The organism is Xanthomonas sp. F14 (genome assembly GCF_014199865.1).
The window spans coordinates 799,902-815,165 of record NZ_JACHOM010000001.1 but is presented as its reverse complement, the minus strand read 5'-3'; the positions used below and the strand labels follow the sequence as shown (position 1 = coordinate 815,165).

At 67.3% G+C, this 15,264-nt stretch carries 16 protein-coding genes; 14 read left to right on the top strand and 2 right to left on the bottom strand.

Annotated features, from left to right (window positions below):
* Positions 1-163: 163 nt before the first annotated feature.
* The 14 genes from GGR73_RS03620 to GGR73_RS03555 all read left to right on the top strand — a co-directional run bounded on the left by GGR73_RS03620 (position 164) and on the right by GGR73_RS03555 (position 11,484).
* Positions 164-778, top strand: coding sequence for a cytochrome b (locus GGR73_RS03620; RefSeq protein WP_024940350.1), 615 nt, complete (start codon positions 164-166; stop codon positions 776-778).
* A 71-nt stretch (positions 779-849) separates the two neighbouring features.
* Positions 850-2,202, top strand: a complete 1,353-nt coding sequence (locus GGR73_RS03615) for a hypothetical protein (RefSeq protein WP_024940349.1) — start codon at positions 850-852, stop codon at positions 2,200-2,202.
* A gap of 24 nt (positions 2,203-2,226) precedes the next feature.
* The gene (locus tag GGR73_RS03610; RefSeq protein ID WP_016902092.1) at positions 2,227-2,616 is read left to right on the top strand and encodes a c-type cytochrome; all 390 of its coding nucleotides are present in this window, start codon (positions 2,227-2,229) and stop codon (positions 2,614-2,616) included.
* A gap of 319 nt (positions 2,617-2,935) precedes the next feature.
* A complete protein-coding gene (locus GGR73_RS03605) occupies positions 2,936-3,670 on the top strand; it encodes a hypothetical protein (RefSeq protein WP_160954975.1) in 735 nt (244 codons plus the stop codon).
* A gap of 63 nt (positions 3,671-3,733) precedes the next feature.
* Positions 3,734-4,315: a sigma-70 family RNA polymerase sigma factor gene (locus GGR73_RS03600; protein ID WP_065032352.1), complete on the top strand. Its 582-nt coding sequence runs from the start codon at positions 3,734-3,736 to the stop codon at positions 4,313-4,315.
* Positions 4,312-4,965, top strand: a complete 654-nt coding sequence (locus GGR73_RS03595) for a zf-HC2 domain-containing protein (protein WP_024940346.1) — start codon at positions 4,312-4,314, stop codon at positions 4,963-4,965. The genes GGR73_RS03600 and GGR73_RS03595 overlap by 4 nt, the downstream gene beginning before the upstream one ends.
* Positions 4,962-6,272, top strand: a complete 1,311-nt coding sequence (locus GGR73_RS03590; protein WP_065032353.1) for a S8 family serine peptidase — start codon at positions 4,962-4,964, stop codon at positions 6,270-6,272. Before GGR73_RS03595 ends, GGR73_RS03590 begins: the two co-directional genes overlap by 4 nt.
* Before the next feature lie 10 nt (positions 6,273-6,282).
* Entirely contained in the window at positions 6,283-7,041 is a 759-nt protein-coding gene (gene ccmC / locus GGR73_RS03585) for a heme ABC transporter permease CcmC (RefSeq protein ID WP_184455688.1), read from the top strand.
* Complete coding sequence (gene ccmD, locus GGR73_RS03580; protein ID WP_184455686.1) at positions 7,038-7,247, top strand: heme exporter protein CcmD; 210 nt, start codon at positions 7,038-7,040, stop codon at positions 7,245-7,247. Before ccmC ends, ccmD begins: the two co-directional genes overlap by 4 nt.
* The gene (gene ccmE / locus GGR73_RS03575; protein WP_102252257.1) at positions 7,244-7,714 is read left to right on the top strand and encodes a cytochrome c maturation protein CcmE; all 471 of its coding nucleotides are present in this window, start codon (positions 7,244-7,246) and stop codon (positions 7,712-7,714) included. The genes ccmD and ccmE overlap by 4 nt, the downstream gene beginning before the upstream one ends.
* Positions 7,715-7,776: 62 nt before the next feature.
* The gene (locus tag GGR73_RS03570; RefSeq protein WP_184455684.1) at positions 7,777-9,765 is read left to right on the top strand and encodes a heme lyase CcmF/NrfE family subunit; all 1,989 of its coding nucleotides are present in this window, start codon (positions 7,777-7,779) and stop codon (positions 9,763-9,765) included.
* On the top strand, positions 9,762-10,304 hold the full coding sequence (locus GGR73_RS03565; protein ID WP_024940340.1) for a DsbE family thiol:disulfide interchange protein: 543 nt from the start codon (positions 9,762-9,764) through the stop codon (positions 10,302-10,304). Before GGR73_RS03570 ends, GGR73_RS03565 begins: the two co-directional genes overlap by 4 nt.
* Entirely contained in the window at positions 10,304-10,786 is a 483-nt protein-coding gene (locus GGR73_RS03560; protein ID WP_184455682.1) for a cytochrome c-type biogenesis protein, read from the top strand. The genes GGR73_RS03565 and GGR73_RS03560 overlap by 1 nt, the downstream gene beginning before the upstream one ends.
* Positions 10,780-11,484 (top strand): TPR domain-containing protein, encoded by a 705-nt coding sequence (locus GGR73_RS03555; RefSeq protein ID WP_184455680.1) that lies wholly within the window; start codon positions 10,780-10,782, stop codon positions 11,482-11,484. Before GGR73_RS03560 ends, GGR73_RS03555 begins: the two co-directional genes overlap by 7 nt.
* 96 nt (positions 11,485-11,580) lie before the next feature.
* Here the strand turns inward: GGR73_RS03555 and GGR73_RS03550 are convergent, their stop codons facing one another.
* Positions 11,581-13,653, bottom strand: coding sequence for a PAS domain-containing sensor histidine kinase (locus GGR73_RS03550; protein WP_184455678.1), 2,073 nt, complete (start codon positions 13,651-13,653; stop codon positions 11,581-11,583).
* Positions 13,640-15,154 (bottom strand): ATPase domain-containing protein, encoded by a 1,515-nt coding sequence (locus GGR73_RS03545; RefSeq protein ID WP_024940164.1) that lies wholly within the window; start codon positions 15,152-15,154, stop codon positions 13,640-13,642. The genes GGR73_RS03550 and GGR73_RS03545 overlap by 14 nt, the downstream gene beginning before the upstream one ends.
* Positions 15,155-15,264 lie beyond the last annotated feature (110 nt).

Sequence of the window (15,264 nt, the reverse complement as noted above, 5' to 3'; positions counted from 1 at the left end):
GCCCAGGCACGTCATCACTGCACGGCGATGCAACCTTTCAGCGGCCGCGCCGCACATATCGGTGCACGTTCACGTGGCCGCAGTTCGGCCGGCGTGGGGAGCCAGGCCTGGCAGCGCACCGCGTACTGCCGGATCCAACGACACCAGCGCAGGACACCGATCGATGAGTTCATCCCCCCACGCGCCCGATGCGGTTGCAGCCGACAGTGCCACGGCGCTGCCGGAGCAGGCCGCACTGCCGGCGCGCGTCATTCCGCTGCCCAGACCGGTGCGCGTATTGCATTGGCTGACGGTGTTCTGCCTGGCCATGGCGGCCGCGCTGATCCTGCTGCGCGCCGAGCTGGAAGGACGCGCCCTGCGGCAGTGGCTGATGGAAGGCCATCGCCACTTCGGTTTGATGGTGCTGCTGCTGTTCGTCCTGCGGGTGGGCCTGCGCATCCGCCTGCGCGCGTTGCCGCCCGGCCCGCCATCGCCGCTGCCGATGCGGCTGGCTGCAGGCGCCACCCACCTCGCGCTGTACGGCTTGATGGTCGCCCTGCCGCTGATCGGCTGGTCGTTGAGCAATGCCTACGCCAAACCGGTCTATCTGTTCGGACTGACGCTGCCGAACCTGGTTGCGCCGGACGAAGACCTGGCCGACACCCTAAGCACCTGGCACTTGAATGCCGCCTGGGTGTTGCTGGCCTTGGTGATCGCGCATATCGGCGCCGCCCTCTGGCATCACCTGGTGTTGCGCGATGGCCTGCTGCACCGCGTGCTGCCGGGAACACGCCGATGAGCTCCGCCGTGTTGCCCGCTGTCCCCTGCTCCCGCAGCGCCGCCCCCCGTACCGTCGAACAAGGACTTTCCATGCCTACACCCCAGCCCGCTCCGCGTCGCACCACTGCCACGCGCACCGCTTCCCTGACCTCCTTGTTGTGCGTGTCCGGCCCGTTGCTGCTGCTGGCCAGCACCCAGGCGCAGGCGATTCCCTCCTTTGCACGCCAGACCGGTTCGTCGTGCGCGGACTGCCATGTCGGCTCCTACGGTCCGTCGCTGACGCCATACGGCATGCGCTTCAAGCTCGGCGGCTTCACCGATACCGACGGCAACGGCACCAAGATCCCGGCCTCCGGCCAGGTCACCTGGACCCGGCGCAATCCCAGCCGCGGCGACAGCAGCGCACGCATCAACGAAGCGGACCTGTATCTGGCCGGACGGGTCAACGACCACGTCGGCGGTTACTCCAAGATCCGCTCCAACAACGGCGGCAACGACACCTTCAACACCCAGCTCGACGATGTGGATCTGCGCTTTGTCAGCAAGCCGTTCCAGCTGGCCGGCAAGGACGCGATGGTCGGGGTCAGCATCAACAACAATCCCGGCGTGTCCGACCCGATCCAGGTGCTGCCCAATGCATCGACGTTGAGCCCGGTGTCCAACGCCGGCTCGGCCAGCATGCTCAGTTCGTCCTCGCTCTCCAACCGCGTGATCGGCGCCACCGTGTACGGCCTGTTCGACCGCAACTGGTACGGCGAAGTCGGCAGCTACAGCGCGCTGTCCACCGACGCGCAGGACCACCTGGGCTGGAACCCCAATGGCGACCCGGGCAAGCTCAGCGACACCGGCTATGCGCGCCTTGCCTACATGAAGGACATGAAGCGGCAGTTCTTCTCGGCCGGCCTGACCGCCATGACCACGCGCCGCCAGCGGCTGCGCAGCGGCGGCCCCAGCGATGACCTCACCGACCTGGGCTACGACCTGACCTATCAGTTCCTCGGCACCCGCGAGCACGTGCTGTCGCTGGCCTACGTCAACATCTACGAGCGCCGCAAATACGGCAGCCCGTTGCTGCCGACCGACCCGAGCATGTCCCCGCGCGATCGCGGCAGCGTGCGCGACCAGAACATCAGCATGAATTACGCGTTCAAGCAGACCTACGGCGTGCTGGCGGCGCATCTGATCAACAGCGGCTCGTTCGATGTGGCGCGCTATCAGCCCTACGGCATCCCCGACACCACCGCCAATCTGATCCTGCTGTACTGGACCCCGTTCGGCAAGGAAGGCACCTACACCACCAATGCCAACGTGCGGTTCGCGGCCACCTGGTTCCGCTTCGACAAGTTCAACGGCAGCACCAGCAATGTGTTCGGTGGCGGCATTCCGATCACCAACCCGCGCGATCTCGACAGCTTCGCGCTGTCGGTCAATGTCTCGTTCTGATCCCCCGCACGCGTAAGGACCCCCATGAAGTCATTCCACCAGACCCTGTTGTGTGCCCCGCTGGCCGGCCTGCTGCTGGCCGGCGCCCTGCTTGCCCCGCCTGCGCACGCGGCCGACGGCAAAGGCGTTTTCATGACCGAATGCGCCGAATGCCACAGCGCCGCCCAGGGCAAGAACAAGAAGGGCCCGTCGATGTTCGGCGTGGCCGGGCGCCCGGCCGCCAGCCTGGCCGACTACAGCAATTACTCCGATGCGCTCAAGGCGAGCAAGTGGCAGTGGACGCCTGCCCAGCTCAAGACCTATCTGTCGCAGTCCTCCTCCAAGGCCTTGCCGGGCACCAAGATGAAGTACGAAGGCCTGGAAGATCAAAAGGAACTCGACGCGCTGATCGCCTACCTCAACACCCTGCACTGATCGCCACCGGCGTGCTGGCGCCAGCGCTGCCGGTTGGCATCCGGGAGCGCGATCGCCGGCGCATACCGGCACTGGTGCGCGTTGCCTGTGCCGGTTCCTTCGCGTATACGGACGGAACAACCGCCGTCGCAGCGGTCTCGTCTTGCGTGATGGGTCACTATCGCGCCCCTGTTCCATGTAGACGCTTACCCCATTGCCGAATGCCTTGACTGCCAGGCCCTACCCGCTCCGGACGCGACGCAGCTGCGCCTGCGACGGGCAGCCGTGGCTCGCGAGCGGCCACTGGGCGGGCCGGCGACGCTGCCCCACGCCCCGGGGCATGCCGCACTGCCGGCATGCGCAGGCCGCACGCCGACGCGCCGCGTTGCGCCACTGCCTGCTGCTGGCCCTGGTGTTGGGCCCGGGCAATGCCATCGCCGGCACGGTCGGCGGCGCGGTGGCGCTGACCTCGCAGTTGATCGACCGCGGCATCTCGATCGCGCCCAACAAGGCCACCCTGCAGACCGCCGGCTACTGGCTGCCCGCACCGGGCTGGTCGATGTCGGCGTCGGTCGCGCTGCAATCGCCCTCGCTGAGCCGGCCGGTGGCGGTGACCGCCCAGGCCGCACGCGCCTGGATGCTGGGCGACCGCTGGCAGATGCAGGCCAGCGCGTTGTATTACGGCTACCCGACCAACCAGGCCACGCGCACCTTCGACCGCCAGGAGGCCAGCCTGGCCTGGTCCTATCGCGACGTGCTGACCTTCTCGGTGTCGACCTTCAATTTCCCGCGCGCCGACCAGTCGCCGTGGAATATCGCCATCGACGTCACCGCCAATGTCCCGCTGCGCGACGACCTCAGCCTGACAGTCGGCGCCGGCTCGTCACGTTTCCCGGCGATGGCCTACGGCGCCGCCAGGTCCGGCCGCTATCAGTATGGGCAATTCGGCCTGCGCTGGAGTCGGGACCGATGGACGCTGAAGCTGGAACGCATCGTCACCAGCGACAACACCCCACGCCTGCAGGGCGGCCCCGGCGAAACGCCCTGGCTGAGTACCGCGTCGGTCACCTTCTGATCCCCACGCAACCTTTTGCCCGCCCGCGGGCACTGACATGCGTCCTAAGCCGTGCCTGCCTCGATGAATGATTCCGACACCCTGGGTGATGCCACCGATCGCATGCTGCTGCGCCGCATGGCGGCGGGCGATCGCGCCGCGTTGTCCACCATGTACACCAGCTATCACGGCCGGCTGTGCCGCTTCCTGTCGCGCCTGACCCGGCGCCCGGACATCATCGAAGAAGCCATCAACGACTGTTTCTGGATCGCCTGGCAGAAGGCCGGCGACTTCCGCGGCGATTCGCAGGTTTCGACCTGGATCATGGGCATTGCCTATCGCTGCGGCCTCAAATGCCTGCGCCAGCACGACGGCGAGGCCATCGACGATACAGCGGTGGTGGAAGACCACGCCCCCAGCGCCGACGACAACGACGACCGCGAGCTGCGCGACTGGCTCGACAAGGGCATGGAACGGCTGTCGCCGGACCAGCGCCTGGTGATCGAACTGGTCTACGGCGTCGGCCACAAGCTGGAAGAAGTCGCCGAGATCATGCAGTGCCCGGTAGGCACCATCAAGGCCCGGCTGTTCCATGCGCGGGTCAAATTACGCAATGTGCTGCCCGGCCTGGCCGGCAGCGCCCCCTATACGGAGACCATGCAATGAAGACGTTTTTCATCGCGCCTGGCAAGGAATGCTCGCACGCCTGGGAACTGATGCCCGCGGTCCTGCTCGACAGCGCCACCGAGGAAGAGAACACCTGGCTGATCGCGCACGTGGCCAAGTGCGCCTCGTGCAGTGCCGAGTTCGCCCAGCAGAACCGCCTGCGCCAGGCGCTGGCGCTGCCGTCGGCAGTGAAGCTGGACGCCAACGCCGGCCTGCAGCGCCTGCTCGGCCGCCTGGATGCGCCGGAGCAGGCCAGCGCGCCCGCGCCGCCGGCGGCGCGCCGCTCCGGTAGCTGGACCGTGCGCGCCCTGGCGGCCGCGGCGCTGGTGCAGGCGATCGGCCTTGGCGTCATGGGCGTCAGACTGGCCGCGCCTGCGCCCTCGCACGACTACCGCACGCTCAGCAGCGCCACCGCCCAGCCGGTGCCGCAAGGCGCCATCCGGGTGGTGCCGGACGCCAAGATGACCGTGGCCGACTGGGACCGCCTGCTGCATGCACAGCAGTTGCAGGTGATCGGCGGGCCCAACGAGATGGGCGCCTACACCGTGGTGCCGGCCCAGCCGCAACCGCCGGCCCAGCCGCAGCAGACCGTGCAGCAGCTGCGCGCCAACCCGGGCATCCGCATGGCCGAGATCGTGTCCGCACCATGAAGCGCCTGCTCGCCATCGGCATCATCGCCGCCTGCATCGGCCTTGGCCCGCAGGCCGCCGCGCAGGAGCCGGCGCCCGTCGCCGCCAGCGCCAGCACGCCACCGGCGGCCGATGCGCACACGCCCGACAGCAGCCGCGACATCCTGCTGGCGGTGGCCAACCCACTCAGCGCGCCGCCGGCCCGCGCCGGTTCCAGCCTGATCGGCTACGCCTCCAGTTATTACGGCGCCGGCCAGAAGGCCGCCGTGCGCATGGAAGCACTCAAGCAGCGCTACAAGCTGCGCGAAGTCTCCGGCTGGCCAATCACCTCGCTGGGCCTGTATTGCGCCGTGCTGCAGCCGCCGCCGGGCGTGTCGCGCGACGAACTGGTCAGCGCGCTGGCCGACGACGACGGCGTGGAGCTGGTGCAACCGGTGCAGGATTTCTCGGTGTTTTCGGCCGACGCATCGGAAAAGACCACCGCGCTGTCCGGCTACAACGACCCCTACGTGGATCTGCAGCGCGGCTTCATCGCCACCGATGCGGCCAGCGCGCAGACCGTCACCCAGGGCCGCGGCGTGGTGGTGGCGGTGGTCGACACCGGCGTGGACACCACGCATGCCGACCTGAAGGCGCGCATCCGCGACGTGCACGACCTGGTCGACGATTCGCCGGTGATGACCAGCAGCGACTCGCACGGCACCGAGGTGGCCGGCATCATCGCCGCCGGCAGCAACAACCATCAAGGCATCGTCGGCATGGCGCCCAAGGCCATGCTGAGCATCTACAAGGCCTGCTGGTATGCGCCCACGGTCGGCGCCACCGCACGCTGCAACACCTTCACCCTGGCCAAGGCGCTGGCGGCGATCAACAACAGCTCCGCGCGCGTGATCAACCTGAGCCTGGGCGGCCCGGCCGACCCGCTGCTGAGCAAGATGCTGCAGCACCTGGTGCAGCAGGGCCGCATCGTGGTCGCCGCGATGCCGCCCAACGGCCGGCTGGACGGTTTTCCCAACGATGTGCCGGGCGTGCTGGTGGTACGCAGCAGCAGCCCCACCGCGGCCATGCCCGGCGTGCTCAGCGCCCCCGGCAAGGACATCCTGACCACCCAGCCGAACGGCCGCTACGACTTCACCTCCGGCTCGTCGATGGCCACCGCGCATGTCAGCGGCGTGGTCGCGCTGCTGTTGTCGCTGTCGCCGTCGCTGGACGCCACCGCATTGCGCGAGCTGATGCAGCGCACCAGCAAGCTCTCCGACGGCCAGTTGCAGGTCAACGCCGGTGCCGCCGTGCAGGCGCTGGCGCCTCCCGCCAGACATTCCAACTGACGACACCGGCATGGCCAAGTGGATTCCCTTGTGGCTGCACAGACTCAGCTCGCCGCCGACCTTCTATCGCGTGGCCGGACGCGTGCGTCCGTGGGCCTTGGGCCTGGCGCTGTTGCTTGGTGCGGTGGCCGCCTACGGTGGGCTGGTGCTGGTGCCGCCGGATTACCAGCAGCACGATGCCTACCGCATCATCTTCATCCACGTGCCCAGCGCCTGGATGAGCCTGTTCATCTACGCGGCGATGGGCGTATCCGCGTTCATCGCACTGGTCTGGCGGATCAAGCTGGCCGAGGTGGTGACCATGGCCTCGGCGCCAATCGGCGCGGCCTTCACCTTCATCACCTTGTGCACCGGCTCGCTGTGGGGCAAGCCGATGTGGGGCACCTGGTGGACCTGGGATGCGCGGCTGACCTCCGAGTTGCTGCTGCTGTTCCTGTATCTGGGCGTGCTCGGCCTGTACCACGCGGTGGAGGACCGCCGCCAGGCGATGCGTGCGGCCGGCTTGCTGGCATTGGTGGGCCTGGTGAATCTGCCGATCGTGCATTACTCGGTGGTGTGGTGGAACACGTTGCACCAGGGCTCCACCGTGCGCCTGCTCGGCCCCTCCACGATGAGCGCGGACATGCTGTGGCCGCTGCTGACGATGACGCTGGCGACCAAGTGTTACTACGTGGCCAGCCTGTTCGGCCGCGTGCGCGTGGACCTGCTCGCCCTGGAAAGCGGCAAGGACTGGGCGCGCCGCATCGTGTTCACGGAGCGCACCGCATGACGGCCCTGCTGGCGATGGGCGGTTACGGGCAATACGTGTGGACCGCGTACGCGATGTTCGTGCTGGTGCTGCTGGCCGACCTGGCATCGCCATGGTTGCGTCGTCGCCGCCTGCCGCGCGAGCTGCGCGGCCAGCTGCAACGGCAAACGCCGCGGCGCACGCGCGAGTTGTCGGCAACAGCGCCGCTGGAGCGTGACGCCTCATGAACGCCACCCGCAAGCAACGCCTGTGGCTGGTGATCGGCGCACTCGCCGCTGCGGCATTGGCGGTCACGCTGATCGTGCTCGCGCTGCAGCGGAACATGAGCTACCTGTTCACGCCCAGCCAGGTGCATGCCGGCGAGGCGGCCAGCTACCGGCAATTCCGCCTCGGCGGCATGGTCAAGGCCGGCTCGATCCAGCGCGCCAGCGACAGCCTCACCGTCCACTTCACCGTGATCGACAAGCACGCAGCGACGCAGGTCGAGTACACCGGCATTCTTCCGGACCTGTTCCGCGACAACCAGTCGGTGATCGCCAACGGGCGCATGCAGGGCGGGCGCTTCGTCGCCAACGAAGTGCTGGCCAAGCACGACGAAACCTATATGCCGAAGGAACTGAAGGACGCGATGGCCGAAGGCCATGTCGGCAAGCCGATTCCCGCCGCCGCGGTGCCGCTGTCTGCGCCACGCTGATGCGGCGCGCAGGCTGTTCTTTCCCTCGATGATCTTTATTCGCTGCACGATGCGATTCGCCCATGACGCCTGAACTCGGCCAGATCGCCCTGATCCTGGCGTTACTGCTTTCGCTTGCCCAGGGCGTACTGCCGCTGATCGGTGCCTGGCGCGGCAATGGCGCGTTGATGGGCATTGCGCGGCCGGCCGCGGTCGGTCAGGCGCTGTTCGTGTGGATGGCGTTCGGCCTGCTCGCCTGGTCGCTGCTGTCGCTGGATTTTTCGGTGCGCTATGTCGCCGACAACGCCAACATCGCCCTGCCCTGGTACTACCGCTTTGCCGCGGTGTGGGGCGCGCACGAAGGCTCGTTGCTGCTGTGGATCGGGATCCTGTCGACCTGGACGCTGGTGCTGGCCGCCTTCAGCCGGCATCTGCCGCAGCATTTTGCCGCGCGCGTGCTGGCGGTGCTGGGGCTGGTGTCGGTGGGCTTTCTGGCCTTCATCCTGCTGACCTCCAATCCGTTCGCGCGACTGTCGCCGATTCCGCTGGATGGCAACGAACTCAATCCGGTGCTGCAGGACCCGGGCATGACCTTCCACCCGCCGGTGCTGTACACCGGCTACGTCGGCTTCTCGGTGGCGTTCGCGTTTGCGGTGGCGGCCTTGCTGGGTGGCGAACTGGAACAGGCCTGGGTGCGCTGGGCGCGACCGTGGACCAATGTGGCCTGGGCCTGCCTCACCGCCGGTATCGTCGCCGGCAGCTGGTGGGCGTACGCGGAACTGGGCTGGGGCGGCTGGTGGTTCTGGGACCCGGTGGAAAACGCCAGCTTCATGCCGTGGCTGGTCGGCACTGCGCTGATCCACACCCAGGCGATCACCGAAAAACGCGGCAGCCTGCGCGCCTGGACCATCCTGCTGTCGATCCTGGCGTTCTCACTGTCGTTGCTGGGCACCTTCCTGGTGCGCTCGGGCGTGCTGACCTCGGTGCATGCGTTCGCCGCCGATCCGCGCCGCGGCCTGTACATCCTGATCTTCCTGATCGCCGTGGTCGGCGGCTCGTTGCTGCTGTATGCGCTGCGCGCGCCCCGGATCGCCAGCGGCAAACCGTTCGCCGCCGCCTCGCGCGAGACCGCCATCCTGATCGGCAATCTGCTGCTCACCGTGGCGGCGGCGATGGTGTTGCTGGGCACCTTGTTTCCGCTGGTGGCCGATGCCTTCGGCCTGGGCAAGGTGTCGGTGGGGCCGCCCTACTTCGGCTTGCTGTTCCCGCTGCTGATGTTGCCGGTGATGCTGTTGCTGCCGTTCGGCCCGTACCTGCGCTGGGGCAAGGCCGAGGCGGCGCCGTTGCAGGCACTGGGCACGCGCGCCGGCATCGCCGCAGTCGCCTGTGCGCTGGTCGGCAGCCTGTTTGCCGAGGGCCAGCCCCGGGCGATCGCCGGGATCGGCGTTGCCGCATGGGTGGCGGCCGGCACCGCGCTGTACATGTACAAGCGCTGGCGCGAGATGCCGCGCGGCCGGCGGTTTCCGGCGGAAATGGCCGGCATGCTGCTCGCGCACGCGGGCGTGGCGGTGTTCGTGGCCGGCGTGCTGGTGTCGGAAAGCCTGTCGGTCGAACGCGACGTGCGGCTGTCGCCCGGGCAGACCGCCGAGATCGCCGGTTACGCCTTCCGCTTCGACGGCGTGCAACTGATCGACGGGCCGAACTGGAAGGCCGAACAAGGCAGCGTGCAGGTCAGCCGCGATGGCCAGTTGGTCGCGCAACTGCATCCGCAAAAACGCCTGTACAGCAGCGAGCGCATCCAGACCGAATCGGCGATCGACCCCGGTATCACCCGCGATCTGTATGTCGCCCTCGGCGAGCCGCTGGACGATCAACACATCGAATACGACTGGACGCTGCGGCTGTACTACAAACCCTTCATCCGCTGGATCTGGGCCGGCGGCCTGCTGATGATGCTGGGCGGCTTCGTCAGCGCCTGTGCCCGCCGGTTCCGTGCGCCGGCGCTCGCCACGACGGCGGCCACGGCACCGGCACACGGCACCAGTGTCACTGCGCAGGAATCGCACGCATGAACCGTCTGCTGCCCTTGCTGGGTTTTCTGTTGCTGGCGGCGCTGTTCGGCTTCGGCATTTACTGGACGATGCAGCACAACCCGCGCGATGTGCCCTCGCCGTTGATCGGCAAGCCGGCACCGGCGTTCTCGCTGCCGCGGCTGGATCGGCCCGAGCAACGCGTCAGCCGCGATCAGCTGCTGGGCAAGCCTTACGTCCTCAACGTGTTCGGCAGCTGGTGCGCCGAATGCGTGCACGAACATCCGGTGCTGATGGCGCAGGCCAGCCGGCTCGGGGTGGCGTTGATCGGCTATAACTACAAGGACGCGCAAGCCGACGCCACGGCCTGGCTTGCGCAGTACGGCAATCCGTATGCGTTGGTGATTGCCGACGAAGCCGGCCAGACCGCGATCGATTTCGGTGTCTACGGTGCGCCGGAGAGTTTCCTGATCGATGCGCAAGGCGTGATCCGCTACAAGCACATCGGCGTGCTCACGCCTGCGGTCATCCACGACGAGCTGCTGCCCGCCATCGCCGCACTGCCCCAGGGCACGCGGTGATGGCGGCGCGCTGGGTTTGGCGCTGGTACTGGCGCATGCAGGGCCGGCAACTGCGTGTGCTGCTGGTGCTGCTGCTGGGCGTGCTGCTTGCACCGCCGCTGGCGGCGCAGGCGGTGGACCCGCTGCCGTTCAAGAACCGCAGCGACGAAGCGCGTTATCAGCGTCTGACCGCGCAGTTGCGCTGCCTGGTGTGCCAGAACGAGAACCTGGCCGACTCCAATGCCGAGCTTGCGCGCGATCTGCGCCACCAGGTGTTCGCGCAGTTGCAGGCCGGCAGGAGCGATGCGCAGATCAAGCAGTACATGGTCGATCGCTATTCGGACTTCGTGCTGTACGACCCGCCGGTCAAGCGCGGCACCTGGCTGCTGTGGTTCGGTCCGTTGCTGCTGCTGGGTGCCGGTGCGGGCGTGGTGATCCACACCGTGCGCAAACGTGCGCGCGCCGGCACGCCGGTGGCGCCGCAACCGGAGGAAGAATGGTGATGACCGGTTTCTATATCGCAAGCGCCGCGCTGGTGGTCGTCGCCTTGCTGTTGTTGCTGGTGCCGTTGCTGCGTCAGCCAACGCGCATGGGCAATGCACGCTACAGCCTGCCGATTGTGCTGGTGCTCGGCTTGCCGATCGCCACGGCCGGCTTGTATCGGCTGGTCGGCGCGCCGGATGCGATCGCACGGCGTGTGCATGCGACAGCGCAACCGACAGACGCGCCTGCCGTCGCCGCGGGTGAGCAAGCCCGGGCCGCAGAGGCCAACGCCGACGCTGCGCAGGAGCAGGCGCTGGAGTCGTGGATGCAGCAAGCCAGGACCCACGAGCAGGACAACCGCCCCGCCGATGCGCGTGAGGCCTATGCGCAAGCGCTCAAAATCGCGCCGGATCTCAGCGCCGCCATCGTCGGCTGGGTGGCCGCGGACATGGCCACGCGCAGCGATTTCGCCATCGACGCCGACTCACGCAGCCGCCTGCAACAGGTGGTCGCACGCGAGCCGGACCATCAGCGCGGCCTGTGGCTGCTGGGCATCAGCGACTTTCAGCAGCAGGACTACCGCGCTGCCAGCGAGCACTGGCGGCATTTGCATGGCTTGCTCGACGCCGGCTCGCCGATGCAGAAGGCGGTGGCCGACAAGATCGCCGTGGCCGAATCGCTGGCCAGCGCGCGGCAATCCGGGCGCGCAGCGCCCTGAAGCCAACCTCAGGCTGCATCCCTCATCAAAGACGCCCCGGTGCCAGCCGATGGCAGCATCGTCGTGGTATCAGGCGCGATTGACCGCGCAACGCCATCAGGCCGACGGCCCCAACACCTCGTGCAGCTTTCCGCTGAACTCGCCCAGCGTAAACGGCTTGGCGATCATGCTCATGCCGTCGGCAAGAAACTCGCCGCGATCGCGCGCGGTTTCCGCATAGCCGGTCATGAAGATCACCGGTAGATCCCGCCGCGACTGCCGCGCGATCTCCGCCAACTGGCGCCCGTTGAGCCCGGGCAGGCCCACATCGGTCACCAGCAGATCGATGCGCCGTTGCGAAGCCAGGATCGGCAGCGCCGCATCGGCGTCGGCCACCACATCGGCCTCATAGCCCAACTCGTTGAGCAGTTCGGTGACCAGCAGCCGCACCTGTTCGTCGTCTTCCACCACCAACACCTGCTGGCCGCGCCCGGCCACCACGGCACCGGCTTGCGGTTGCGGCGACAGCGCCTGCAGATGGAGACCGGCAGGCAGATACAGGCTCACCGTGGTGCCCTTGCCCAGCTCGGACTCCACCCACACCTGTCCGTTGGACTGCTGCATGAAGCCGTAGATCATCGACATGCCCAGGCCGGTGCCCTGCCCGATCGGCTTGGTGGTGTAGAACGGTTCGAACACGCGCTCCAGCACATCGGCCGGCATGCCGGCGCCGCTGTCGGTCACCGACACCACCACGTAATTGCCCGGCGCCAGCGTCACCGCGCGCCCCAGTTCCAGCGGCTGCGCTTGGACCTGCAACTGCCGGGTGGCGATGCGCAACTGCCCGCCGTCGGGCATGGCGTCGCGGGCATTGATTGCCAGGTTGAGCAGCGCGCTTTCCAGCTGGTTCTCGTCGACATACGCCTGCGGCAGGTCGGCCTGCAGATCGGTTTCCAGATGCACCGATTCGCCCAGCGTGCGCGCCAGCAATTCCTGCAGCGATACCACCAGGTCGTTCAGATGCAGATGCCGCGCTTCCAGCGATTGCCGGCGCGAGAACGCCAGCAGCCGTTGCGTCAGTGCGGCCGCGCGCAGGGCCGAGGCCGACGCCACATCCAGAAAGCGGCCCAGCCCTTCGGTGCGACCCTGGTCGATGCGCAGGCGCGCCAGATCCAGCGCCGACAGGATGCCGGTCAGCATGTTGTTGAAGTCGTGTGCGATGCCGCCGGTGAGCTGGCCCACCGCCTCCATCTTCTGCGCCTGGCGCAATGCCGCTTCGCTGGACTCGCGTGCCAGCATCTGCTGCTGCAGCTCGGCGGTGCGTTCGGCCACCTTGACCTCGAGCAGGCTGGCCTGCTGCTGGATCGATTCCAGCGCCAGCGCGCGCGCGGTGATGTCAGTGGCAAACACATGAAAGCCGTCCACCTGGCCGTCCGCATCCAGGCGCGGCATGTAGCGGATCTCCGCATCGCGCCGGCGTCCGTCGGCGTGCGGCCAACTGGCCTCCACCGTCAACGCCTGCCCGGCCAGTGCGGCCTCGATCCAGGCGCGGCGCTGCTGCACCATCGCCGGCCCCACCACATCCACCATGGACCGCCCGATCACCTCGGCAGGGGGGATGCCGATCCAGTCTTCATACGAGCGGTTGGCGAAGCGGTACACCAGATCCTTGTCGATGAAGGCAATCAGCACCGGTAGTGCGTCGGTGACGCGGCGCAATTCGGCCTCGCTCGACATCAGGGCAGTCCTGCTTTCGGCCAACTGCGCCATCTGGTCGCGAATCACGAACTGCTTCTGGCGCGAGCGCAACGCAGTGGAGATCGCGCTCAACAACGACGACGAGCTCAGCGGCCGTTCCAGCTCGATGACGTTGGTCACTTCCGCCGGCAGCGTGGCCTGGCGCCCGTTGTGGCTGCCACGCGGCGCACGCAACAGCACGAACGGAATATCCGACCAGGCGGCCTGGCTCTGCAGGGCATGCGAGAACTGACGCAGATCTCCGCCCACCGCTTCCTCGGTCAACACCACCACGCCGGAGGCATCGAGCAGGTCGTCCGCCAGCGCAGCCAGCGATCCGTACACCCGGCGCGTCAGTCCGCGCTGACCGACGATGCCGGCAATGCTCTCCGCATCGCGGCCGAACGGCGCGATGATGTGGACGATGGACCCATCCGGGTCACAGGTAGTCAAGTGGACGATCCAGCAACGGCGTGTCGTCCCCAACGAAATGCGGAGTACCGGTCAGCACGCCGTGGAATTTCTCCAGCGGCTCGCTCAGATGGATACCGCCCGTCCCGATGCGCAACTCGCGGATCGAATCCTCATGCGCGCCACTGCGGTTCTTGATCACCGACACGGCCTTGCGGATGCGCCCCTGCGCCTCGAAGAAGCGGAACAGGATGACGGTGTCGGCCATGTAGGAGATATTGAGGTTGCCGGTGGACATCGTGCCGACCAGGCCGTGCTGCGGATTGACCAGGAACGTGGTCACACCGCTCTGGTTGAGGTAGGACAGCAGTTCGTGCATCTGCAGCATCAGCTGCTTTTCCTGCGGCATCGAGGTGAGATAGCCGTTGAGGCTGTCGATCACCAGCACGCGGCAGTTGCGCTGTTCCACACTGGCGCGCACCGCCCAGGCGAACTCGCCCGGGGTCAGCTCGGCCGGATCCATCTGATGCAGTTCCAGCAGGCCCGCGTCCAGATACTTGCGCAGATCCATGCCCAGGCTCTCGGCCCGCGTCAGCAAGGTGCCGGTGCGCTCGTCGAACTCCAGGATGCAGCAATGCTCGCCGCGCTCGCAGGCGGCGGTCACATACTGCAGCGCGATATTGGTCTTGCCCGAACCGGCAGGCCCGGTCAACAGGGTGCTGGTGCCGCGCAGCGGCCCCCCGTGCAGCAGCGCATCGACACGCGCCACGCCACTGGACACCGCATCGCCGATGAACGGCACATGGTGATCGGAGGCGATCAGCCGCGGAAAGATCCGCATGCCGCCGGTGGTGATGGTGATGTCGTGGTAGCCGGCGATGAAATCCACGCCACGCAACTTCTGCACCTGCATGCGCCGCCGCGCCGCGCCGAAATCCAGCGTCATGCGTTCCAGCGAAATCACCCCATGGCACAGGCTATGCAGATGCGCATCGCGTTCGCCGTTCTCGCCGGTGAGGTCATCGACCAGGAACACGGTGATGTTGCGCGGCGCAAAGAACTGCTTGAGCGCCAACACCTGACGCCGGTAGCGCAGCGAATCCTGCGCCAGCAGGCGCAACTCGGACAACGAGTCGAACACCACACGCGTCGGCTTGACCCGGTCCACCTCGGCCTGGATCAGCTTGATGGTGCCGTCCAGCTCCATTTCCCACGGATGCAGGATGGACTGCTGGCGTCCATCGCCCAGAAACGCTTCGGCCGATGCCAGCTCGAAGATATGCAGCGCCTCCAGCGACCAGTTGTGCGAGGCGGCCACTTCGTTGAGCTCGTCGATGGTTTCCGACAAGGTCACGTACAGGCAGCTCTCGCCCTTGGCAGCGCCATCGAGCAGGAACTGCAGCGATGCGGTGGTCTTGCCCGAGCCCGGCTGGCCCTCCAGCAGGTACAGGCGATTGGGCGGCAGGCCGCCGCGCAGGATGGTGTCAAGCCCCGTCGTACCAGTCGTAATGCGGTTTGCGATCATCGGCTTCAGATTTCCCATAGGCTTAAATTTATCACGGGCGCATCACTGCCCGCTGCGCACCACTGAATCGATCAGCTTGCTTGGCGCGAGCTGAGCCCCCGCGATATCGGTAGCGTGCTGTGACCTGC